The sequence below is a fragment of the Streptomyces sp. RLA123 genome, assembly GCF_056270165.1.
The window spans coordinates 66107-87816 of sequence record NZ_JBWDOR010000003.1; the positions used below are offsets into that span (position 1 = coordinate 66107).

Sequence of the window (21710 nt, forward strand, 5' to 3'; positions counted from 1 at the left end):
GTGGAGAGGGCGCGCGGCAAGGAACACCGGAAGGTACGTCGCTCGAGCGAGCCGGCGATCGTTGAGTCATTATTCATTTTCGCAGCAGTTGCCCCAGTCGACGCCCCTCATCGACCTGTGACGCGACAACGGCTGCAATTGCAGGATCGGTGAAGCAGGGCCCCTGCCAGGCTTCCGGCCGCGCTACCGCCGGGACGGCACGGCGACGCCGCCCACGATCCGCATTCTTGACGTGTCCATTGTAATGGTGTGAGGATGTCGGTGATCCAATCGTGCAACGAGCTCTTCCTGGAGGGGACATGAACAAGCGCAGAGGCGCCTCGGTCGCCGTGGCCGTGGTCGCAACACTCACCGGGATGCTGGCGCTCGCCGCCCCGGCGAACGCGAACGTGCCGTACAAGGTGTATGCGACGAGCGAGGCCTGCAAGACGGCCGGCAAGAAGTTCGTCGACTCCGGCCAGGCCTACCAGTACACGTGCACGTGGGACAGCCCGGGCTTCCTCCTGACGCTCTGGCTCCCCTGACGCCAGCGGCACACCCGGGAACAGGCGGGCGGGCGGCGCCGGACAGGACTCCTGTCCGGCGCCGTCGTGCCGGGGGGACCCGGACCACACCGACGACCAGCATCCTCAGGCCCGGCTTAGTTGTGGGCTCCGGAAGTCCTTCGGGGGTTGACTTGAGCACCCGTCTTGTGGGGTTCGCGGGCCGGTAGCCGAGCGGACGTGCAATAGGTATCTACAACAGCTGGGTGATCCGGGCTTGGTCCTGGTCGGTGGCGGTGAAGGTGACCAGTTTCTGTTCGGGATTGTCGCTGAGTTGGAGCACGACGTGTTCCAACTCGATCTCCCCGAGGGCGGGATGACGTAGCCGCTTGGTGCCGGAGCTCAGGGGTACGACCCTGTGCTGTGGCCACCACTTTCGTACCTCGGGGCTCGCCGCGAGCAGGTGCTCGAGCAGCGTGCTGAAGGCGGGGTCGCTCGGGTGCCGGGCCGCGGCAGTGCGGAACCGGCCGAGCAGTGCGGATGCTTCGGCCGGCCAGTCGGCCATACCTGACGGGCGCCGGGGTCGGTGAACATCCACCAGAGCAGATTGCGGGCTTCCGGCGGCCGGGCGGGCCAGTCGGTCCACAATGCGCGGGCGGCCCGGTTGGAGGCCAGCACGTCCCAGTACCGGCCGGTGACATAGGCCGGGCACGGGTCGAGCCGGTCGACGAGCGCGACGACGGCAGGCGAGAGCATCTCAGCGACCGCGGGAGTTTCGGCGGGTGGGGCGCCGTGGATGAGTTCGTGAATATGGCTGCGCTCGGCGGAGTCGAGCCGCAGGGCCGCCGAGAGGGAGTCGAGCACCTGGCGGGAGGGGCGCATTTCGCGTCCCTGCTCCAGGTAGGTGTAGTACGTCGCGGAAATCGCCGCGAGCTGGGCCACCTCTTCCCGGCGCAGACCGCGGGTCCGGCGTCGCGCCCCCGCAGGCAGACCGACATCGGCCGGCTGCAGCCGCTCACGGCGGGATCGGAGCAAATCTCCCAGCTCCCTGGCCCGGGTTGTGGACTGAGGCATCCTGGTATTTCCATTACTAGGAAAACATCCTCTGGATACCAGTCCAGGCCGTGGCTACGTTGGCGCCATGAACGTCAAGAACACGGACTCCGGCATGGCCGGGCCGTACGCCATCCGCACCGAACAGGTCGGCATCCCGGTGAGCGACGGGCTGCCGATGGGGGCCTACATGGCCCGGCCAACGGGCCCCGGCCCGTTCCAGGGTGTCCTGGTGGGCATGGAGCTCTTCGGCGTCGATGCCGCTGTCCGCGATGTCTGCGACCATCTCGCCCGGCTCGGGTTCGTGGCACTCGCGCCGGACTTCCACCACCGCACCGCCCCCGGCAGCGAGCTGCGCCGCGACCCGGCGGGCCGGGAGCACGGCTTCGAACTGCTGGAGTTGATGAATCGCGCCGCGCTGCTCAGCGATGTGGGCGCCGCCATCGACCACCTTCGCTCTCTCGGCAGCGATCGCGTCAGCATGGTCGGGTTGAGCCTGAGCGGTCACATCGCCTACCTCGCGGCCACCGAGTTCGACCTCGCTGTGGTGGCTGTCGTCTACGGTGGCTGGCTGCCGACCACTCAGTGTGAGCTTGTTCCGCTTTGACGGACACCTGCGGCCGGGGTGGTGCGCCGGATGGAGCCCCGCGCAAAGTGGCAATGTGCGCGCGGACCATGCCGGGGGTGACAGGAGCGTGCTCGGCAACCAGCTCGCCGTGCAGTCGGGTGACACTGGTACATCCCTCGGTGAATCGCGCTCCAAGCAGGGCTTGTAGGGGTCCAGTCTGCTGGGTCGCGGCCGGTTATCGCGGAAGGTGTCCTGCCAGCGTGCGGCATTCGCGTTCGCGTACCGGAGCACGGTGTTGAGGCCCCAGCCCAGGTGCCGGGCGATCGCCCGGCGTGAGCACCCCTGGGCGAGGAGTTCTTGGACCAAGTCATGTGCTGCCTTCTTCCGCTCGGCCCGCCGGCCGACGGGAGCCGAGTCGCCCTGCGGCTGGCCGGCAGCCGTTCGGGCGGCGACGCAGGTCTCCACGGCTCGGCCGAGGCGCTGCCACCGCGCCGGGCACCCTCGGCATAGGCACCGGCCCGGTCCCGGCAGATGATCTCCACGCCAGGGTGGCGGACCAGCCACGCGGCCAGTGGCCCGGCTTCACGGGTCGGGAGCACATCGACCACTCGATGGTCTTCGACACGCTGATGCCGGCCATCGCGGTCAGCAGCGCGCTGTGTGCCTGACTGAGGCGGGCACCGCGTCCGGGTCCGCCGGCGGCACATCTGGAGCCCGCATGTTGCCCTCCCGCGTCGTCCTGGCCGCTCTGGCGGTCCCGCCTGCGGGGACCGTCGTCGCCCTGCTGCTGAACAGCAGCCCGCTCCTGGCGGCCTTGGTGGGCTTCGCGGGTAACCGAACTCGACCGCCGCGAGAAACGCGCGGCCAAGCTGCAGTCCACCCGCGCCCGGCTCGAGGCCGAAGCCGCACAGAAGGCACGCGCGCACGCCGAGGACAAGGAATGCCGCCGCCAGAAGCGTGAGCTGCCCGTCACGTGGCCCCTGCTCGTTGACGGCACTCTCGGAGCGGGCCTCAAGGCCGGGTGGACAGGCGGCGCAGGGCGCGGGCGGTCGGTGTGTCGGGGTCGGCTGTCATGAACAGCACTTGCTGGTCGTCCTCGGGGAGATTGAGCACGTCGCAGTTGAGGCGAAGCTCGCCGAGTTCGGGGTGGACCAAGGTCTTCCTCCGGTGCCCGGGGATCCGCAGCGGGTGGGAGGCCCAGATCTCGCGGAACTCCGCGCTGTTCGCCGTAAGGTCCGCAAGGAGGCCGGACAGATTTTCGTCGTGGGGGTAGCGGTCGGCGGCGGTGCGCAGGCGGGAGACGACGATCTCGGCGAAGTCCTCGTGGCCAGTGGTCAGGACCTGCTCGCGCAGCAGGAAACGGCGGCACGCAAGGTTCGGCCGCCGGTCCAGGTCGCCGAGCAGTGCTTGGGCCAGCGGGTTCCAGGCCAGGACGTCGTAGTTCGCCGCGGTGACCAGGGCGGCGGTGTCCGGGAGCCGGTGCAGCAGTTCGGCAATGTGCCTGCGCACGCGCCGCGGGGGCGCGGTGGGCGGCTGGGGGGTCTGGCCGGCCAGTTGGAAGAGGTGACTGCGCTCGGCCGGAGCCAGTCGCAGCGCAGCCGCGAGGCCGTCGAGGATCCGCGGGGAGGGACGCGGCCCGCGCGCCTGCTCCAGGCGGACGTAGTAGTCGACCGACATGTGCGCCAGATCCGCGAGCTCTTCCCGGCGCAGGCCGCCGGTGCGGCGCCGGGGCACCGCGGGCAGGGCGACGTCCTCGGGGCGCAGTCCCGCGCGACGGTCGCGCAAGAAGCGGGCCAATTCGTCTCGGGCCACCGGGCATCTCCTCGGGCTGTGTCTTCCTGGTATCGATTGTCCCTGGTCGCGTGCCGGGCCGGCGGCGAGGCTGGTGGCATGGAAATCTTGACTGCGCTGGTCACCGGCGCGAACAAAGGGATCGGCAAGGAAATCGCCCGCCAGCTCGTCCAGGCGGGACTGACCGTCTATGTCGGCTCGCGGACCGCCGAACGCGCGGAACATACCGTCGCTGACATCGGCGGTGACGCGAGGCCTCTGGTCCTCGATGTCACCGATCCTGTGAGCATCGCCTTGGCGGCGGACCGTATCACCGCTCTGGACGTCCTGGTCAACAACGCGGGCGTCTCCCCCTCTGAGGGTATGGGCGCGCAGGACGAGGACGCCGATACCTTCCGCCGGGTCTATGAGACGAACGTATTTGGCGTGGTGGCGGTGACCAACGCGCTGCTGCCGGCCCTGCGGCGCTCCGCCCACCCAAGGATCGTGAACATCTCCAGCGGGACCGGGTCGCTTGCGGCCGCCGCCACCGAGCACTCCGGGTACCGGGGTGCCTTCGCCTCCTACCGCTCGTCGAAAGCGGCCCTGAACGCGTTGACCCTGTTCTATGCCCAGAGCCTTGCCGACGACGGATTCAAGGTCAACGCCTTGGCACCTGGTCTGCGACGAACCGATCTGAACGCCGCCGCCGCGGCTGCGGGCGGGGACCCGGCCGAGGCGGCCGCCGGCGCGGTCCGGCTGGCGACGCTGCCTGACGACGGACCCTCCGGCGCGTTCTTCTCCTGGGACGGAACACCGGTCCCCTGGTAGCCACCCGATGGTCATCGGCAAGGCACAGTGCCACCGAGACCCCTCCATTTCTCGGGTGAGGCTTCCGGTGCGCCGATCCACTCCTGGACTGGCGAGCGATGTCACCGCGATGGGCTCCGCTGGCGTCCGGCTGGGGACTCGGCGCGAATCCCGGTGGCCTCGAAGGACACGCGCTTGCCCTGGCCGGCGAGTACGACCGCGTTCCCGGCGAGGGCGGCGGCGGTTGTGGGCCGGCCGGACCAGCCGTCCACCTCGACATTCTTCACGCCGATGCAGACCAGGACGAACTGTCGCGCCAGGCCGGATCGGGTGGCGGGGCGGCGAGACGGCGAGGCGTGTTCGCGGTGGAAGGATCAGTGGACGCGTGAGGTGGAGTTGTCGGGCAGGGTTGTCCCGTCTAGGTCGTGTCCGATGGGTCGCGTGACGCTCCCGCTGGGCACTCGTTCCGTGGGACATGGGACGGGGAGATCTTTCGGATGAAGGGTGGGCTCGACTGGAGCCGCACTTGCCGACGATTCGCGGGCGGGGTGGACGCTGGCAATCCCCCGCGCCGCTCCGGCCCGCACGGCAGGCAGCCCCGCAAGCACGGCGGCGTCCTCACCTTCGCCAAGCCCGAGACGTGGCACACCCCCGAGCAGGCCACCGCCTGCACCACCACCCGCTACGGCACTGCCGAAGTCCTGGCCTGGGACCGGATGCACCCCCGCCTGCAGACCCGCGGCCCGTGGCTCGACCACCGCGGTGAACTCCCACTGATCCACGGCACGTTGATTCGCTTGAAGATCGAGCACCTGCCCGGCGACCGCGACCCGAAGCCGGTCTGGCTGTGGTCCTCACGCACCGGCATGACCTGCGAGGACGTCGACCGGCGCTGGCAGGCGTTTCTGTGACGCTTCGACCTGGAACACACCTTCCGGCTGTTCAAGCAGACCCTGGGCTGAACCGTCCCGAAGGTCCGGGGCCCGCGCACCGCCGACCTGTGGACCTGGCTGATCATCGCCGCCCACACCCAGCTCCGCCTCGCCCGCCCGCTCGCCGAGGACCTCCGCCGCCCCTGGGAGCGACCCGCCGAACCCCGCCGGCTCACCCCCGCCCGTGCCCGCCGAAGGTTCCGGCACCTCCGCACGAAGACCCCCAGTCCGATACGAGTGCCGCAACCCTCCCGACCAGGTCCCGGACGCCCACCAGGCTCAAAGAACCGCAGGCCAGCCCCACGCTACGAGCCCGGCAAGACCGCGAGACGAGCCGAAACCCTCACCGAACACGTCCGCTCGAAACAGCAGCAGGGTTTAACAACAAGCTCAGACCTACGAGTCAGTAGCCCGTTGCCTAGGCTGTCCAACCCAGAAACTCAGAGGCCTGGCCCTGCAGAGCGACACTGACATGAGCATGGCAGCCAGGGAGCCCAGCCTGCCCGCGCACGCCCAGGTGCGATCGCTCTCATCGGCGGGATTGGGCGCGGCTCGGAGAATGCTTTAGCATCATTGTCTAAAGATGGAATTCGAGTCCAGGATGGAGGCGGGCCGTGGAGCATCCCGTGGCTGAGCGGCCGGAGGGCGACCGCAGGGGTCCCGTGGCCGTCGCTGCGGCCGAGGGCGATGAGCACCTCGTCCGCGAGGCGGAGAAGATCGCTGTGGCGTTGGGCCGCATGTTTCCCGGGCTGTGTGAGGTGGTTCTGCACGACCTGCGGGACCCCCAGCAGGCAATTCGGGTGATCGAGAACAACCTTTCCGGCCGGGAGGTCGGGGATTCGGCCACGGAGCTGGGCCTGGCCCGCGTCGCGGATCCGCAGTACCCGAGCGTGATCCAGAACTACCCCAACCAGTTTCCCGACGGTCGGCCGGTGAAGAGCACGTCGATCGGCATCAAGAACGCCGCGGGCCAGTACATCGCGGCCCTGTGCCTGAACCTTGACGTGTCCGTCCTGTCGCCGGTGACGCTGGCGTTGTCGAACCTCGTGGCCACCGATGTCGAGCACCGCGAGCACCCGCTGGAGAATTTGCGGGACCGCAACGTGCGCGAGCTGCGCCGAACTATGGAGGCGCTGGCCGCGGAGCGCGGTGCCACCCCCCGGTCGCTGAGTCGGGACGACAAGAAGGCGCTCGTGCGGCAGCTGCAGGGCGAGGGCTACTTCGAGGGGCGCGACGCCGCCCAGACCATCGCGGACCTGCTGGGCGTGTCCCGGGCCACGGTCTACAACTACGCCAAGTAAAGGACCGTACATGACCGACGCCGGACCGGCCGCACACACCGCACCTGCTTCTCCGCCCAGTTCCGGCCCGCCGTCGGACACAGGCCGTGGCCTGCTGTTCATCCCGGAGGAACAGACGGCTGCGCTCGTGGACGAGGAGCTGGCTCTGGAAGCGGCACGCGCGGCCTTCGCCGCGACGGTGCAGGGCGTGGTCTTCCCTTCCCTGGCCGTGCACGGCTCCGATCCGCGCAACCGGTTCACGCTCAAGCCGTCCGCGTCCGCGACGCATGCCGGGGTGAAGATCGGCACCTACTGGCCGGACAACCTGAGACGTGGGCTCCCGCGTCACCACTCCACTTTGCTGCTGCTCGACCAGAGGATCGGCCGGATCGCCGCCGTCCTGGAACTCGGTGCCGCGAACGCCTACCGGACCGCCGCGGCCGACGCGCTCGCCGTCGACCTGCTCGCCCCCACCGGCGCCGCCACCCTTGCGGTCTTCGGCACCGGCCATCAGGCCGCCTATGAGGCGCGGGCCGTCGCCCGGGTCCGGCCGATCGGCGAGATCCTGATCGTGGGACGCGACAAGGCCCGCGAAGCGACCGTGGCTGCCGCACTCACCGCAGAGGGACACACAGCACGTGCGGCCGGTGCCGAGGAAGCCTGCGCGAGCGCCGACGTGATCGTCACCGCCACCACCGCACGGGCCGAAGACCCTCCCCTGTTCGAGGCCGAGTGGGTCCGCCCCGGCACGCACCTGTCCTGCATGGGCGCCGACGCCCCTGGAAAGCGGGAGCTGCCCCCCGCCCTGTTCGCCCGCGCACGGGTCTTCTGCGACCTGCCCGAACAGGCACGCCGCATGGGCGAAAGCCAGCACGCACCCGAGGACACCGTCCTCATCCCCCTCGGCGAAGTCCTCACCCAGCGCGCCCAAGGACGCACCGACCACCGTGACATCACAGTCTTCGACAGTTCAGGGATCGGACTGCAAGACCTCTACCTGGCTCTGGCCCTCCTGAAGAAGATGGACATCTCCCTGTGACCACCACCCCCGCCTCCGCCGCACAGACCCTGATGGATCCGGACACCCCGTTCGCCGTTGTCGACGTGCACAAGAGCCTGCGCAACATCGAACGCCTGCGGGCCAGGGCCAGCCGGCTCGGGGTCACCCTGCGCCCGCACATGAAGACAGCCAAGAGCCTCGACGTCGCCGCGCTTCTGAACGACGGCAACACGTGTCCCATCACCGTCTCCACCCTCGCCGAGGCCGAGGCGTTCGCCGACGGCGGCTACACCGACATCACCTACGCCGTCGGCATCGATCCCCACAAGCTCCCCCGCGTCATCGCTCTCCTGCGGCGCGGCGTGACCGTGCGAGTCCTGCTGGACAGCATCGAGCAGGCCGTCTTCGTCGCGGAAGCCTCCGGCCAGGCCGGCCTGCCCATCCCGGCCCAGATCGAGATCGACTGCGACGGCCACCGCGGTGGTCTCAAGCCCGACGACCCCGCCCTCACCGAGACCGGCCGCATCCTGCACGACGCGGCCTGCCTCGACGGCGTGCTCACCCACGCAGGTGAGTCGTACTTCGCCTACAGCGCCGAAGAACAGCGCCTGGCCGCACAGCACGAACGTGACACCGCGGTTGCCGCAGCCGAACGTCTCCGTGCGGCTGGTATGCCCGTGGCCTGCGTCAGCGTCGGCTCCACCCCCACCACGCACGCGGCCGAGGACCTCACTGGGGTCACCGAACTGCGGGCCGGTAACTACATGTTCTTCGATCTGGTGATGGCCGGCCTCGACGTCTGCCAGGTGCAGGACCTCGCCCTGTCGGTGGTCGTCACCGTCATCGGCCACCGCCCCGAGTACGGGTGGATCGTCACCGACGGCGGCTGGATGGCCATGTCCCGCGACCGCGGCACCGCCGCCCAGGCCCAGGACCAGGGCTACGGTCTGGTCACCGACATGGCCGGCCACCTCATCCCGAACCTGGTCATGACGGCCGCGAGCCAGGAACATGGCACCCTCACCGCCCGCGACGGCACCGACTTGCCCGACCTGCCGGTCGGCACCCGGCTGCGCATCCTGCCCAACCACGCCTGCGCCACCGCCGCCCAGCACCACGGCTACCACGTCGTCGACAGCAGCAAGGGCACGGAGCCCGCCCCGGTGATCCAAGCGCGCTGGCCCCGCATCACCGGCTGGTGACCTGCCCCGGGCAAGGGGGGCGGACCATCCACGCGGTGAGGTAGGTGAAGGCGGCCCCGGGTGAGATTGCAGCGTGCGGCGTTCCCGGTGATGTACCCGGGCCGGGTCGACGTGATCGGCGACAGGGCCCTGGTACTGCTGCGGATCATGGAGCGCACGGGCGCCCGGGAGGTCGCGGTCTCCGAGCACGACATCCTCGACGGCATCGCCCCCAAAGCGGCAGAGGACGTCGAGCGGGATAAGCGCAAGGGCTGACCTGCGGCAACGCACAGAACAGGGCCCCGCAGGATCGGCAACCGGCGGGGGCCCTGTCGTCTGCCCCGCTCACAGTCGAACGTTCCGAGCGGGGCGCGGGGCGGCTCCGGTTCGCCTTCCAGGTGGGCCCGGTACGGTCAGGGTGGTCCGTCCAAAGTGCTCTGCCGGAGATGTTTTGTTTCCGGTGAAAGCCCACTCTGCCCCAACCGAAAGTCGCGGGGGCTCACGCCGTACGCCGTCTTGAAGACGCGACTGAAGTGGGGTGCGCTGGCGAACCCCCACCGGTGGGCGATGGCCTCGATCGTCATGAACTAATGTGCTGCCGAAGCCAGTTCCCTCCTGCATTCTTCGAGGCGCTGCGTCCTGATCCATGCACCAAGGGTGGTTCCCGCTCGGGACAGGGTCAGGTAGAGCCAGCGTACGGAAACGTTGTGCTCGGCTGCGATACGCTCGGCAGTCAGATCGAGGTCTGCCAAATGGAGGCGCACGTATTCCTGAACACGCTCAAGAAGTGTGCTGTTCAGGAGCGTTCTGGCCAGGTCGTCCTGGTGCAGGACCATGGTGACCACAGCCCTGATCAGGTCGACACTGGGCTCCGTGAACAGGGCGGTATCGGCTTTACCGGCAGCGCCCCGATGACGAGCCAGTCGGGTGAAGAACGCTGCTGTGGCGCCCACGGCCGGTCGCTCCGAACTGAGTGGACCAGCCGTGATCTGATCGAGCAGGGACGGCCGCAGCCCCAGGATGTGCGTGGGAACGCTGACTAGAACTCCACGTACTGGGCCGTGGAACAAAACCTCGTAGGGCTTCGCATTGTCGAGCACCATGAGATCCCCGGCCTTTATCAGTCCGTGCCGTTCGCGAGAACGGCAACGACCTGTGGTTCAGCCAGAAACACAAGGCGTTCGGCGGGAACGTACAGTTCCTGTCCGCCCCGGACGGCACCCCGCTATGGGTCTCCGATGTTGAGCCCGGCTCCACTCCCGACATCACCGCAGCACGCATCCACGCCCTTCCCGCTCTGTACAAAGCCGCGGCCGACGGCCTGCCCACCCTGGCCGACAAGGGCTACATCGGCGCCGGCATCGGCATCCACGTCCCCGTCCGACGCCCCAAAGGCCGCTCCGAACGGGCGCTGCACGCAGACACACAAACCACAAACAGCCTCATCAGAGGCATCCGTGCGCTCGGCGAACGCGCCGCCGCCGAACTCAAGCAGCGCTGGCGCACCCTCCAGCACATCACCCTCAGCCCCAGCAGGATCGGCGACATCGCCCGCGCCGCCCTCGTCCTCAACGGAAACTGGAAATGATCACCGTTGAGAAAACGTCACTGGCATCGCCATCACTCCGGCGCTACTCCAGGAGACCACGTTCACCTGCGCCACGGTCCAGATTCGATGACGCCCTTCCTCCTCAGCCCAGGTCCGGGCTTGCGCGTGCATTGAGCCTTTTCCATCCTGAGCCTGAGCAGTGCTGGGCGAGGTCTGCCGAAGAGCCGGCAGGCCTTGTCGATGAGTATGGGAGGCGTCCTCAATCGGGGTCAGGTGATGTTGACGAGTTCGGGAGGCGCCAGGTCTCTTCCCTGGGCCGCACGGTGTGTTCCGGTCGTGTCAGAGCTGTCTCGTGGTGAACAGGGTGGTCCCGTGCACCGCGTCGACTTCCTTCCGATCGGTCTCGGTGAACCCGATCTTGGCCAGCACTCGGCGAGAAGCGGTGTTCCAGTCCCAGACCGTGGCCCACAGACGTTCGTGCCCAGATGATCTCGCCCATTCCAGAACCGCCAGCGAGGCTTCGGTCGCGTATCCCTGACGCCAAACTCGGCGTAGCAGCTCGAATGCCAATTCCGGTTCCCCTACCGACCCTCGCCCGCTGTCGACCAGCCCGCAGTAGCCGATGACATCACGAAAGGCCTTCCGTTCGACCGCCAGCAACCCGGTCGCCCACACCTTGTTGGTGCGGATCGAATCCTCGAGCTCTGCGACCGTGGGGTGTCCGTTGGCGCCGATTCGGCGGTGCGGCGGTACTCGTGGGTCACGTTCGGTCCACAGCTCGCGCTGGACGACGGCCTCGGCTACCCGCCAAGGTCTGAGCAGCAGGCGACTCGACTCGAGTACAACCTCGCTGCCTGGCGCGCCAACTGTCATGGCAGCAACCATCTCACGGGCGAACGCGCAGTCGTGTCATGGGGCGCCGTCGGGCCTGCCGATCGTGGACGCTCGAAACGAGGGACAACCGAGGTCCGCGAAGCGACGCGGATCACCCATGGGCAGCGGGTCGGACAAGCGGGGCCCGGTGGCGGGCAGACGTAAAGCCCCTGGTAGGACAGGTCTCACCACAAGATCATGTCCGTAACCACCTGAGGCTTCACGTTGGTCACCTATGTTGCCACGCTTGAAGCCCCGCACCATGTCGTGGAGTACCTGTCCCGTCTGCTGGCTGCGCACCGCCGGTCCATCGGCATCCCGCGCGGCAGCCGGGCGCTCGGTCCGTTCCGCCAAGCCGTGCTGGTGCTGCGCTGGTTCCGTGAACGCGGCTGCGTGCACTGCCTGGCCCGCGACGCCGGCGTCCCGCAGGCCCCCGGCTACCGCTACCTCCACGAAGGAACGTCGGTCGCTGACCGGGCACCGGACCTGCATGAAGTCCTGGACCGCTGCCGGCGCGACGGCATGACGCACATGGTCCTGGAGACCCGTTCTCTTTTCAGTCCCGAAAATTTGGGCAGTTCCTCGTCGAAATGCGAAGAGGGTGAGAAAAGAGTAGTTTTTTCGAGGGCGCCGACACAGTGGATACACAGTGCGTAGCGACAGTTACTGCCCGCAAGATCCGTCCGATGTGCTGGACAGGGCCCGGCGAGCGGTGCGGGAGGGGTCCTTGATGAGCACGATGGAGATGCTCAGGTTTCGACGGGATCCGTTGGGGTTCATCGAAGACTTCTGTCACCGCAGTCCGTCGGGAGTGTTCCGTCTGCCATGGGGCACTTGGTGTGTGGGCGATTCAGACCTGGCGCTCCTGGTGCTCCGCGACCCGGTCTTCAACGCGGAAAGGTCCACCTTCTTCGGGGACCTGCTGCCGTCGAGGGCAGCCCAGACCGAGTTCGGCCGAGCCGTACGAAAACTGATGCGGGCGCGTTTGCCCGAGTACCGGGACAACGTGGCCAGGGCGGTGGCCGGACTCCCCGAGACCAGTCATTGGCCGGCAGCCGGAACCATGTTGGCGTACCAGTGCACTACGGACATGCTCCTACACCCCCATGTCTCACCACCGTTGCATCGGTTGATGGATCAAGCCGTACGCATCGGCATATTGATGCGCGCGCCCCGCCTGAGGCAGCGGGCACGGGTGGAGATGCTACGCCCGAAGCTGAAGCGAGCCCTGGCCGAACACGTGACACTGCGCCGGGAGGAGGGCGTCCGTGCCGACGAGCCGCGCGACCTGCTGGACACTGCGATCGTCGCGTGCCCCAACGAGGTCACCAGCCCCGCCGTGGCCGACCTGTACCTGCAGATGTACTCGGCAATCGTTGAGACCGTCGGCCACTCGGTGGCGTGGTCACTGCTGTTGGCCTGCCTCCACAACACGCCGGGTTCCCCGTGGCCATGGCCCGCCGACTGGATCGCCCGCGAGGCCGCACGACATCGTCCGGTGGTCTGGATGGTCGGCCGCCCCGTCCCCCACCCCATCGAATTCGGCGGGATCTCCTTCCAGCCCGACGTGGTCCTGTCTGTCAGCCCCTACCTCTTGCACCATGACAAAAGCCGCTGGGCCCAGCCGCACATGTTCCGGCCGCAACGCTGGGCCGAACCAGATGAACACGGCCCCTACCTGCCCTACAGCACCGGCCCGTTCACCTGCGCCGGAGCGGCGGTCGCGCACACCATGATTGTCGACACCGTGACCGCCCTCATGGGCGAGGCACACCTGACCGTCACAGGCGGCAACATGTCCCCGTTCGTGACCAACGCCGCGATCTGCCGCCCCTTCGCCCTCCACCGAACCTCCAAGGCTCCGGCTCACACGCTTGGAAGGAGGTGAACAACCATGATCGCTGCTATCCGGCGCATCATCAGGAACACCCCCGTCTCGAATTGGGACCCATCCTGGGGGTGACCTAGCGGTCTGATTCCGCGCCATCCGAGTGGCCTGCACGTCAAACGCAAGCGCGTGCAGGCCACTTGCCTTGACCTGAACCAGCCCGTGCCCGTGTCTGGTTCGTGGTGCGCAGGTGGATCCAATGCTCCGCCGGGAAATCGTAGAAGGCGAGCAACTCCTCGGCGTCGTCGGTGATCTTCGCGGCGGCCTTCTTGCGGCTGCTTCAAGGCATCCCGCCGCCGACAGTGCGGATCCCGAGGGTGATCGGCGTCGACGTCCTGCCCGACCGCGAGGCCGCCACCCTCACGGCTTGGCTGCGCGGGAAACAGGGGATCAAGGCCGTGTGCCGGGACGGCTCGGCCACCTACGCCGAGGCCATCCGACGCGCCCTGCCTGACGCGGTGCAGATCAGCGACCGCTCGGCACCTGTGGAAAAACCTGTGCGACAAGGTCCTGGCCGAGGTCCGAGCCCACGCCCCCTGCTGGGCCACCATCAACCCGTCCCGGCCCGGCGGCGTCCGCGAGCAGACCACCCGCGAGCGCTGGCACAAAGTCCACGTCCTCCTCAACCAGGACGTCGGCCGGCTCGACTGCGCCCGCCGGCTCGGGCTCGCCCTGAACACCATCAAGCGCTACGCCCGCAGCCCCGAACCCTCCGTCGACCACATTGCCCCCCGCTACCGGCCTACCCTGGTCGACCCCTACCGCGACCACCTGCGCCAGCGCCGGACCGACGACCCCGCCGTCCCCGTCACCCACCTCCTGCACGAGGTCAGGCAGCTGGGACACACCGGCAGCGCCAACCTGCTGATCCACTACCTCAACCAGGGCCGCGCCGAAGGCAACCACCCCGTCACAACTCCCCCGCCACCTCGCCCGGCCACGCTGCATTCTGGGTGAGGGGCAGCACCCAGTCGCGGGCATCGGCCCCGTGCTGGTGGCAGCCGCGGGGTTGACCAGCGCGGTCAGCTCCAGGGCCGGGCAACTGGTCCTCGAGCAGGACGGTTGCAGGCTCCGCGATTCCGTGAGCGCTGGTTCATGCGGGAACGTCAGAATCCGGATCGGGTGAGCAGTGGTCATGTCGGTCGATCATGAGCGATCAAGCTCAGTCCGAGCGCGACCGAAAGCCGATTGGGGCGATCCGGGTCGGTGCCGTAGAGTTCATCGTACCGACGCGGGGTGGAGCAGCTCGGTAGCTCGCTGGGCTCATAACCCAGAGGTCGCAGGTTCAAATCCTGTCCCCGCTACTCAGACGTGAAGGCCCGGTATCCACCGGGCCTTCACTGCGTGTGGGCCGGTTCGGACCTGGTTCTTGGCGAACAGGGCACCGAGGTCGCAGAAGGCGTCAACGTCCTGGGCTGCACCGAAGCCGTACGTCGCCTCGGCAATCTGCCCCCGCGAACCAGGGCAGGTCGTTGAGTCAGTGCTCATGATCACCCGGATGTGCTCGGACGGTGCTCGTGATCAGCCGACGGTGCGGACGCGGTCGTGCACAGATCCATTGACCCGCAGCGCTCTGATGAGAGGACCGTCGTGGTCGCGCACAACTTCATGGGTGGGTGACGCCGTACTGACCTGCCCCCTCCAGCTCCCCTACGGTGGGTTCCGGAGGGGGCATCGCAGGTCCCGGGGCCGCCCCTCACTGCCGGGCGGCTTTCCGGCAAGGGGATTCCATGGACGACCGGGTGACCGCGGCGGCCCGGTAGGGCTGGATCCGCTATCGCGGGGACACCGCGAGCGAATCACCGAGATCACTGACCTCGCTTGTGGCCTGCAGCAAATGTGGGCCGACTCCCCGTCCCTGCTACTCCCCCGCATGGGATGACCCGTTCGGGCCGCTCATCGAGGTCCTGCCGCAGGACGATCTACACGCCGCCGAGCGGCATCCGCAGCTCGTGCCGATGCTGTGGTATCCGACCGCGACCGCAGGCGAGGATCCGGCCACCACCGCTCGCGACGTGTTCGACCACCTGCCCACGGCTCACCCGCTGGCCTCCACCATGCTGCGTCGTGAGAAGCTCTCCCGGATCTACGCCGGGGCGTTGGCCACGCCCTCTTCGATCCCCCGATGTGCCGGCCGGAGCATGCGCTCAGGCAGGCGCTTCAGTAGGGCGCGGCGTGTGCAGTCAGCCCGTTGGGGCACCGACGAAATTCCCTGATCAGGGGTTTGCATCCCACCAGTGACGATCGTTTCCCGCCAGGCCAGAGCCAGACCGAAGCGCTTCGGGCTCTTGACAAGTCGCCCGGCAACCGTGCGGTTGCCGCGTATTCAGTCACCGCGCGCTGACATACGGGCCCCAGTCTCCACCTGTGACGGGGGACCGAGCGGTCAGGTGGAGGACGTCCAGGTCATGACCCTCCTGCGGGCGGGGCTGGTTCCGGCGACGGTCCCGCCCCACGGGGCATGGGCTCGTAGTGGTCCTGAACGGCGACAGGAGAGCTGCTGCCCGCCGGGGTGATGATCAGGTAGCGCCGAGGCGGTACCGAGGCTGCGGACTTCGGTGGCGTCAGCACGTCACGAAGGAGCCCGATGGCCTGACTGATCTGCGCGCCTGCGGAGTTGGTAGTGAACATCGCCAGTGCCTGCTTGCGACCGAAGGGCGCGGTGCGGTGCTCGGTGAGCCACAGCATGTAGTTTTTGCCGGGCTTCAGGCCGCTGGCCGCGACCTGGAGGAGATCCAGGGCGCCGAGCGCGTTGACCGATACCGTCGCGTGCGCTCCGCCCCCGCCCTTCGGAGCGGACAACGTGAGATGGCCCGCCATGCTCGCGACTCCCAGCGGTTGCAGGTTGGCGGTTCCCTTGCCGTGCGGGACGGCACGCGGCACATAGAGCAGTTGCTGGGGCTGCTGGCCCACCGGGATGGTCGCGATCACTCTGTTCTCGAGCGTGTCGACGGCCACGACCGCGTCCTGGTTCTCCAGCCCGACGTAGACGCGCGTGCCGTCGCCGGAGACCCAGATCCCGTGCGGCAGGTCCCCGGTGGGAATGGTGGCGACCAGGGCCGGTTTGGGTCCTCGCCGATAGACCTTGATGACGTTCTCACCGCCCACGGTGACGTAGCCGAAATGACCCGCACGGTTGTCCACGAGGGTGACGTGGTTGCTGATGGGCCCGCTGTCGATCGTGGCGAGGATACGGAACGGCGGCCGCGCGCTCATGACCTGCGTCTTGCCGCTGTCCTTGAGTGTGAACCACACTTCGGTGCCGTCCCGGCTCACCGCCAGGTTCGGGGAGAAGGGGCTGGCCTGCGGCACGCGGGCCACGACCCGGTAGGTCCGGGTGTCGATGACGTCGACTTCCGGGGTGAAGCTGGAGGGTACGAAGGCGTACTTGCCGTCCGGCCGGAACAGCACCATGCCCGGCCCGTTGGCCGTCGTGACACGGCGCTTCTCCCGCATCCGCACGGGATCGATCACCGACACGTAGTCCTCGCCGCGCACCGTGGCCCACAGCTCCTTGCCGTCGGGCGTGAAGAACGCCTCGTGCGGGGAGCGCCCGACGTACACCACGCCCTTGACCTTGTTCGTCGCGGTGTCGATGAGCGTGACCGAGTTGGAGCCGACGGACACCGTGGCCAGGGTGCGGTGATCGGGCGAGAAGCCCCCGCCATGCACGAGCAGCTGGTTCTTGTACAGCGGGCTGAGCGCACCGGGCACGGGATCGCCCAGGCGGATCACTCCGAGAAGACGATTGGCGACGGGGTCGATCACCGAGACGGTGTTGGACGTCTGGTCGGAGGTGTAGACGCGGTCCTGGCTGGATATCGGCCACAGCGGACCCGCCGCATCCGACCGTGGCTGAGGTTTCTCCTTGCCCTGCTGTGCCGCGGGGGGCGACGCGTTCCGCCGGGCTGCGGGCTTCGCCGAAAGCCTGCCCTTCATCACGCCGATCTCCTGCTGCTGCGTGACGATGATTTCCTGAGCCAGCCTCCGCAGGACGGGGTCCTTGCCGTGTTCCAGGACCGCCTTGGCCATGGCGATCGCCCCCTGATGGTGGGGCACCATCATCGCCGCGAAGTCGTGGTCGGGGTCACCGGTCCTGGACGAGGCCGCCATCGCCTTCATCATGGCCTGCATTCCCGCGTCCATCTCATGAGCGAACGGCACGGATGCGCCACCCCGAGCCGCGTGCACATGCGTCTCATCCGCTGTTCCGCGCCCCGCGGCCTGGCAGGCAATCAGTCCCAGGGCGAGACCCCCCACTGTCCCGGTGAGACGAAGCCGGTGGCGCACCCTACCTGCCATGCTCTTCTCCCTACGATCCCAGTGCACCGCATCGACCCGCTCACCCGCGCATCCCACGGAACCCCCAGTCTTTTCCGCTGTTGAAAGGCTGTCACTCGCAGGCGGGCAGAGGAGTGACGCCCTCAGCCGCAGGTCAGCTGCAGCACGTCGGGCAGGCAGGCACAGCAAGCCAGTCAGTTTCCACGACGCCACCTGAAGGGCCCCCTCCCTCAGCCCTGACACCACGCTTCATGGCTGCTTCATGTGACCGTGCCTGGGGCTCCGCGTTCATGCGCGAAGCACTGGCGGTCAACGCCGGCCGGGAAGGAGCCGAGTGACGGCCCTGGGAACCCACTCGACCCTGGGTTCTCGCCCGCGGGTCAGGCGGTGTCTTCGGTCCCGGTGCCCGCAAGGCGGAGCTGGTGGTCACGGGCGAGGAGGAGGTAGCTGCTCGCGGTCCACGTGTAGGCGCGGTCGCGCAGGCCCGTGCCCGTCAGGGCGTCGAAGTTCTCGGCGAACCCATGGGTCTCGCACAGGGCGCGGAAGCGGGCGCTGATGTCGTCCGCCAGCCGGAGGTGGCCGGCGCGGCGCAGGCCGTCCTCGATGAGGACGGTGGCGGGGGCCCAGATCGGGCCGCGCCAGTAGCCGTCGGCCGAATAGTGCGGGGAGGTGGTCAGCTCGGTGGCGAGGCCGTACGGCGTCAGGTGGGCCTTGATGTGGTCGGCCAGCGCGCTGGTGACCTCAGCGGGCAGGTTCTCGCCCAGCGCGATGGGCATCAGGTCGAGGAGACTGGCGCTGCTCCAGGTCTCCCCGGTACCGGCCGAGCGCGCGACGAACCTCTCGCCGGTCCAGAGTTGGTCGAGCAGCGCCGCCTGGATTTCCTCGGCTAGCCCGGCCCACCGGCTCGCCTCGGCCGGTCTGTCCAGCTCTCTTGCCAGTGCCTCGAGTTCGCGGAGCTGGAGGACGAGGAAGGCGGTGAGGTCCGCGGTGACGACCACCCGCCCGGGGTCGAAGGTGGTGGCGTTGTCCCACCCGCTGTCGTTGCCGTGCTGGTAGTAGGGCAGTTCGGCGCCGGGCGCACGCCGGACGGTGAGCCAGAAGCCGGTCCAGCGCTCCAGGCGCTCGTACACCTCGGTCAGTTCGGCACGGCTCAGGGGGGTTGGCAGACTGCGCCGCAGATGGCCGAGGGCCCAGCCGTGGATGGGCGGCTTGACGAAGTTGTAGAGGACTTCGGAGTGGGTGACCGAGTCCGGCAGGGCGCCGCTCTCGTCCTGGTGGTCGAAGGGCAGGTGGAACTGGTCCCAGGCCAGCTCCGGCGCACCCGACGCCAGGGCGAGGGCGTTGAAGCAGTGGTCCCAGCTCCAGACCTTGTCCATCCAGTGCTTGGACATCAGCACGCCCGGCCGGGTGACCAGGCCCTTCGCCGCCACGGTCGCCGACCAGACGACGTAGGCCGCGAGTTCGGCGGCCGGGGTGGCTTCCGAACGCCAGGGCGCCACCGCGTCCGCGAACGCCGCGAACGCCCCCCGCGCGGCCGACGCGATGTCGTCGAAGGACGCCGAGGATGCGTAGGGTGGGCGAGCGGTGTCGAGTTCCTCGACCGCGACCTCCCAGCCGCCGTCCGCCGCCGCTGTCACGGTGACACCACGATCGCTACTGCCCAGGGCCTGGTCTCCGGGCGCGTCCGCGAGGGTGCCTGACAGCACGGTGACCCGGTAGCGGCGGCCGGTCTCGTACGAGGTGAAAACGTGCGCGTCGGCGGCCGGGTCGTGGAAGAAGTACGTTCCGCTGAACGGTGTGAGGGTCCGTACGGCGGCGAGGACGCCGAAGTCCAGGCCGCTGCCCCGAAGGCGTACGGCGTCCGGGGCCTCATAGGCGAGCTCGACGCGCCCGCTCTCGCCGACCCAGCTGAGCAGGCCCGGTATGGCCTCGACGCGGGTCTCGGCCCGCCCGCCTCCCACCGGGTCCAGGGGGACCAGGCGCAGGACACCGTGCATGCCGTTCTGGTGCGAGACGAGGTGGAGGTCTTCGGCATACGTCTTCTCCGCGATCACGGGCGAGATGTCGAACCAGGACCCGTACGCGCTGAACGGGATGTCGTGGACGGAGAATGCCGGGCCGGACAGTGCGGCGGTCATGTGGTGTGACTCGTTTCTCGGTCAGGGGGTTCCGGCCGGCCGGCGCGGGAGGGCGCCGGTCGGCGTGGCAGGTCGGGGGGACTCAGTCCTTGACTGCGCCGGTGGTCACACCGGCCGCCACATAGCGCTGGGCGAGGACGAGAATGACCGCGGCGGGCAATGACGCCACGACGGCGGTGGCCATGATGGCGTTCCACTCCTGGTTGTTGTTGCCGATGTAGTGGTAGATGCCGAGGGTGATCGGCTCCTGGGCGCCGCCGTTGACCAGGGTGTTGGCGAAGACGAAGTCGGACCAGGACCACAGGAAGGCGAACAGCGAGACCGTGACGACGGCGTTGCGGCTCATCGGCAGGACGATCGACCAGAAGGTCCGCAGGGCCCTCGCTCCGTCCATCTGCGCGGCCTGGAGCAGTTCGCCGGGAATGCCCGACATGAAGGCGGTGAAGATCAGCACCGCGAAGGGGACGGCCAAAGTGGAGTCGGCGACGATCAGGCCGGGCACGGACTGGAGCAGGCCGAGCTGGAGGTAGATGGCGTAGAAGCCCATCGCCATGATGATCCCGGGGATCATCTGGGCGGCCAGCAGGACAAAACTCAGCAGGCCGCCGCCGCGCGGGCGCAGCTTGGCCAGGGCGTAGCCGGCGGGCGCGGCCAGGGCCACGGTCAGCACGACGGTACCGAGGGCGACCACGAGGCTGGTGCCGAGGTAGGGCAACTGCTCGTCGAGGACAGTGCGGTAGCCGGCCAGGGTGCCGTGGGTGGGGAACAGGTCCGGCGGGCTCTTGCGCATGTCCTGGTCTCGGGTGAGGGACACGTTGATCATCCAGTACAGCGGGAAGAGCATGACCCCGGTCAGCAGCAGGCCGACGGCCGTCTTCCAGCGGATCTTCGTGACAGCGTCCGTTCTCATGACAGCGCCTGCTTTCGCTGGACACGGACGTAGATCAGGCCGAACACCAGAGCGGCGACCACGAGCAGGTTGCCGACCGCCGCACCCGGGCCGAAGGCCGGCAGGAGATTGCCGAAGCCGAGCTGGTAGGACCAGGTGGCGAAGGTGGTCGACGAGTCCGCCGGGCCGCCCTTGGTCATGATCCAGATGATGTCGAAGACCTTGAGGGTGTAGACGAGGCCCAGCAGCAGCGTGATGGCTGAGACCGGCCGCAGCAGCGGGAAGGTGATGCGCCAGAAGCGCTGCCAGGCGTTCGCGCCGTCGAGGGCGGCGGCCTCGTACAGTGAGCCGGGGATGGACTGCAGACCGCTGTAGAGCACCACCAGGTTGAAGGGGACGCCGATCCAGATGTTGGCGATGATCACCGATGTGAGCGACCAGGACGGCGAGGTCAGCCAGTTCACCGGCCCGATGCCGACGGCGTGCAGCACGGCGTTGACCACACCCGAGTCGCTGTTGAGCATCCACGACCAGGTGGAGGCGGAGACGATCAGCGGCAGCAACCAGGGGATGAGGAACAGGGCCCGGAGCGTGGCCGAGAGCCGGAAGTTCTGGTTGAAGAAGACCGCGAGTGCGAGCCCGATGGCGTACTGGAAGACCAGGCATGCGGCGGTGAAGACCGCGGTGTGCAGCAGGGCAGGCGCGAAGACCGGGTCGTCGAAGACCTTGCGGTAGTTCGCCAGGCCAGTGAACGGCGCGTCGCCCTGGACGAAGGAGCGGACGGTGTAGTCGCGCAGACTCAGGTCGAGGTTGCGGTAGAGCGGATAGGCGTAGAAGAGGGCGAGATAGAGGGTGACCGGGGCGAGGAAGCCCCAGGCCGCCCACTGCGGCGAGGCCGGACGGCGCCGTTCTCGCGCGGCCCGGGTCGAGGCGGCGACCGCCCCGGCCCGGTCGAGCGCGGACCGGCGGTCCGAGCGCTGTTTCGTGTCGTTCATCTGCGGACCGCGAATCCCTGG

16 protein-coding genes, 1 tRNA gene and 6 pseudogenes are annotated in these 21710 nt (G+C 68.4%); 13 read left to right on the forward strand and 10 right to left on the reverse strand.

The genetic code is table 11. From position 1 onward, the window contains the following. Window positions 1-299: 299 nt before the first annotated feature. Window positions 300-524 (forward strand): hypothetical protein, encoded by a 225-nt coding sequence (locus RV983_RS00545; RefSeq protein ID WP_475983769.1) that lies wholly within the window; start codon window positions 300-302, stop codon window positions 522-524. Between the two features lie 211 nt (window positions 525-735). On the opposite strand, the pseudogene RV983_RS00550 reads toward RV983_RS00545, so the two are convergent. After that, window positions 736-1556, reverse strand: a pseudogene (locus RV983_RS00550) (helix-turn-helix transcriptional regulator). A 67-nt stretch (window positions 1557-1623) separates the two neighbouring features. On the opposite strand from RV983_RS00550, the gene RV983_RS00555 reads away from it, so the two are divergent. Then, a complete protein-coding gene (locus tag RV983_RS00555) occupies window positions 1624-2142 on the forward strand; it encodes a dienelactone hydrolase family protein (protein ID WP_475983770.1) in 519 nt (172 codons plus the stop codon). 972 nt (window positions 2143-3114) lie between these two features. On the opposite strand, the gene RV983_RS00560 is transcribed toward RV983_RS00555, so the two are convergent. Further along, the gene (locus RV983_RS00560; RefSeq protein ID WP_475983771.1) at window positions 3115-3915 is read right to left on the reverse strand and encodes a helix-turn-helix transcriptional regulator; all 801 of its coding nucleotides are present in this window, start codon (window positions 3913-3915) and stop codon (window positions 3115-3117) included. 78 nt (window positions 3916-3993) lie between these two features. On the opposite strand from RV983_RS00560, the gene RV983_RS00565 reads away from it, so the two are divergent. Further along, window positions 3994-4704, forward strand: coding sequence for an SDR family NAD(P)-dependent oxidoreductase (locus RV983_RS00565; protein WP_475983772.1), 711 nt, complete (start codon window positions 3994-3996; stop codon window positions 4702-4704). Window positions 4705-4805: 101 nt separating this feature from the next. On the opposite strand, the gene RV983_RS00570 is transcribed toward RV983_RS00565, so the two are convergent. Then, window positions 4806-4970 (reverse strand): hypothetical protein, encoded by a 165-nt coding sequence (locus RV983_RS00570; RefSeq protein ID WP_475983773.1) that lies wholly within the window; start codon window positions 4968-4970, stop codon window positions 4806-4808. A 288-nt stretch (window positions 4971-5258) separates the two neighbouring features. Here RV983_RS00570 and RV983_RS00575 point away from each other — a divergent pair. The 5 genes and pseudogenes from RV983_RS00575 to RV983_RS00595 form a co-directional block, all read left to right on the forward strand. Continuing rightward, window positions 5259-5975, forward strand: a pseudogene (locus tag RV983_RS00575) (NF041680 family putative transposase); the annotation flags it as partial. Between the two features lie 266 nt (window positions 5976-6241). After that, on the forward strand, window positions 6242-6916 hold the full coding sequence (locus RV983_RS00580; protein ID WP_475983774.1) for a helix-turn-helix transcriptional regulator: 675 nt from the start codon (window positions 6242-6244) through the stop codon (window positions 6914-6916). A 10-nt stretch (window positions 6917-6926) separates the two neighbouring features. Then, entirely contained in the window at window positions 6927-7934 is a 1008-nt protein-coding gene (locus tag RV983_RS00585) for an ornithine cyclodeaminase family protein (RefSeq protein ID WP_475983775.1), read from the forward strand. Between the two features lie 32 nt (window positions 7935-7966). Next, a complete protein-coding gene (locus RV983_RS00590; protein ID WP_475990179.1) occupies window positions 7967-9097 on the forward strand; it encodes a DSD1 family PLP-dependent enzyme in 1131 nt (376 codons plus the stop codon). Window positions 9098-9166: 69 nt separating this feature from the next. Beyond that, window positions 9167-9352 (forward strand): annotated as a pseudogene (locus tag RV983_RS00595) (exopolyphosphatase); the annotation flags it as partial. Window positions 9353-9489: 137 nt separating this feature from the next. Here the strand turns inward: RV983_RS00595 and RV983_RS00600 are convergent. Then, window positions 9490-10209 (reverse strand): annotated as a pseudogene (locus RV983_RS00600) (helix-turn-helix domain-containing protein); the annotation flags it as partial. A 5-nt stretch (window positions 10210-10214) separates the two neighbouring features. Between RV983_RS00600 and RV983_RS00605 the strand changes: the two are divergent. Continuing rightward, window positions 10215-10664 (forward strand): annotated as a pseudogene (locus RV983_RS00605) (transposase family protein); the annotation flags it as partial. Between the two features lie 300 nt (window positions 10665-10964). Here RV983_RS00605 and RV983_RS00610 read toward each other — a convergent pair. Further along, on the reverse strand, window positions 10965-11498 hold the full coding sequence (locus RV983_RS00610; RefSeq protein WP_475983776.1) for a GNAT family N-acetyltransferase: 534 nt from the start codon (window positions 11496-11498) through the stop codon (window positions 10965-10967). Window positions 11499-11765: 267 nt separating this feature from the next. Here RV983_RS00610 and RV983_RS00615 point away from each other — a divergent pair, with 267 nt between their 5' ends. From RV983_RS00615 to RV983_RS00625, 3 genes and pseudogenes are all read left to right on the forward strand, one after another. Beyond that, entirely contained in the window at window positions 11766-12155 is a 390-nt protein-coding gene (locus RV983_RS00615) for a hypothetical protein (RefSeq protein ID WP_475983777.1), read from the forward strand. Between the two features lie 73 nt (window positions 12156-12228). Further along, window positions 12229-13386 (forward strand): cytochrome P450, encoded by a 1158-nt coding sequence (locus tag RV983_RS00620; RefSeq protein WP_475983778.1) that lies wholly within the window; start codon window positions 12229-12231, stop codon window positions 13384-13386. 317 nt (window positions 13387-13703) lie between these two features. After that, window positions 13704-13802: pseudogene (locus RV983_RS00625) on the forward strand (hypothetical protein); the annotation flags it as partial. Between the two features lie 49 nt (window positions 13803-13851). Here RV983_RS00625 and RV983_RS00630 read toward each other — a convergent pair. Then, the gene (locus tag RV983_RS00630; RefSeq protein WP_475990576.1) at window positions 13852-14292 is read right to left on the reverse strand and encodes a hypothetical protein; all 441 of its coding nucleotides are present in this window, start codon (window positions 14290-14292) and stop codon (window positions 13852-13854) included. Window positions 14293-14616: 324 nt separating this feature from the next. Between RV983_RS00630 and RV983_RS00635 the strand changes: the two genes are divergently transcribed. Beyond that, window positions 14617-14690, forward strand: a tRNA-Met gene (locus RV983_RS00635). A gap of 1102 nt (window positions 14691-15792) precedes the next feature. Here RV983_RS00635 and RV983_RS00640 read toward each other — a convergent pair. From RV983_RS00640 to RV983_RS00655, 4 genes are all read right to left on the reverse strand, one after another. Further along, the gene (locus RV983_RS00640) at window positions 15793-17715 is read right to left on the reverse strand and encodes a DUF305 domain-containing protein (RefSeq protein ID WP_475983779.1); all 1923 of its coding nucleotides are present in this window, start codon (window positions 17713-17715) and stop codon (window positions 15793-15795) included. Window positions 17716-18047: 332 nt separating this feature from the next. Beyond that, window positions 18048-19805: an amylo-alpha-1,6-glucosidase gene (locus RV983_RS00645; RefSeq protein ID WP_475983780.1), complete on the reverse strand. Its 1758-nt coding sequence runs from the start codon at window positions 19803-19805 to the stop codon at window positions 18048-18050. A gap of 82 nt (window positions 19806-19887) precedes the next feature. Next, entirely contained in the window at window positions 19888-20715 is an 828-nt protein-coding gene (locus tag RV983_RS00650; RefSeq protein ID WP_475983781.1) for a carbohydrate ABC transporter permease, read from the reverse strand. After that, a complete protein-coding gene (locus tag RV983_RS00655; RefSeq protein WP_475983782.1) occupies window positions 20712-21689 on the reverse strand; it encodes a carbohydrate ABC transporter permease in 978 nt (325 codons plus the stop codon). Before RV983_RS00655 ends, RV983_RS00650 begins: the two co-directional genes overlap by 4 nt. Between the last annotated feature and the right edge of the window lie 21 nt (window positions 21690-21710).

Excerpts from the sequence above, each read along its gene's own strand:
- RV983_RS00650 (WP_475983781.1), bottom strand. The coding sequence starts at position 20,715 with ATGAGAACGGACGCTGTCACGAAGATCCGCTGGAAGACGGCCGTCGGC.
- RV983_RS00545 (WP_475983769.1), top strand. The coding sequence starts at position 300 with ATGAACAAGCGCAGAGGCGCCTCGGTCGCCGTGGCCGTGGTCGCAACA.
- RV983_RS00645 (WP_475983780.1), bottom strand. The coding sequence starts at position 19,805 with ATGACCGCCGCACTGTCCGGCCCGGCATTCTCCGTCCACGACATCCCG.
- RV983_RS00590 (WP_475990179.1), top strand. The coding sequence starts at position 7,967 with ATGGATCCGGACACCCCGTTCGCCGTTGTCGACGTGCACAAGAGCCTG.
- RV983_RS00655 (WP_475983782.1), bottom strand. The coding sequence starts at position 21,689 with ATGAACGACACGAAACAGCGCTCGGACCGCCGGTCCGCGCTCGACCGG.
- RV983_RS00565 (WP_475983772.1), top strand. The coding sequence starts at position 3,994 with ATGGAAATCTTGACTGCGCTGGTCACCGGCGCGAACAAAGGGATCGGC.
- RV983_RS00555 (WP_475983770.1), top strand. The coding sequence starts at position 1,624 with ATGAACGTCAAGAACACGGACTCCGGCATGGCCGGGCCGTACGCCATC.
- RV983_RS00610 (WP_475983776.1), bottom strand. The coding sequence starts at position 11,498 with ATGACAGTTGGCGCGCCAGGCAGCGAGGTTGTACTCGAGTCGAGTCGC.
- RV983_RS00585 (WP_475983775.1), top strand. The coding sequence starts at position 6,927 with ATGACCGACGCCGGACCGGCCGCACACACCGCACCTGCTTCTCCGCCC.
- RV983_RS00620 (WP_475983778.1), top strand. The coding sequence starts at position 12,229 with ATGAGCACGATGGAGATGCTCAGGTTTCGACGGGATCCGTTGGGGTTC.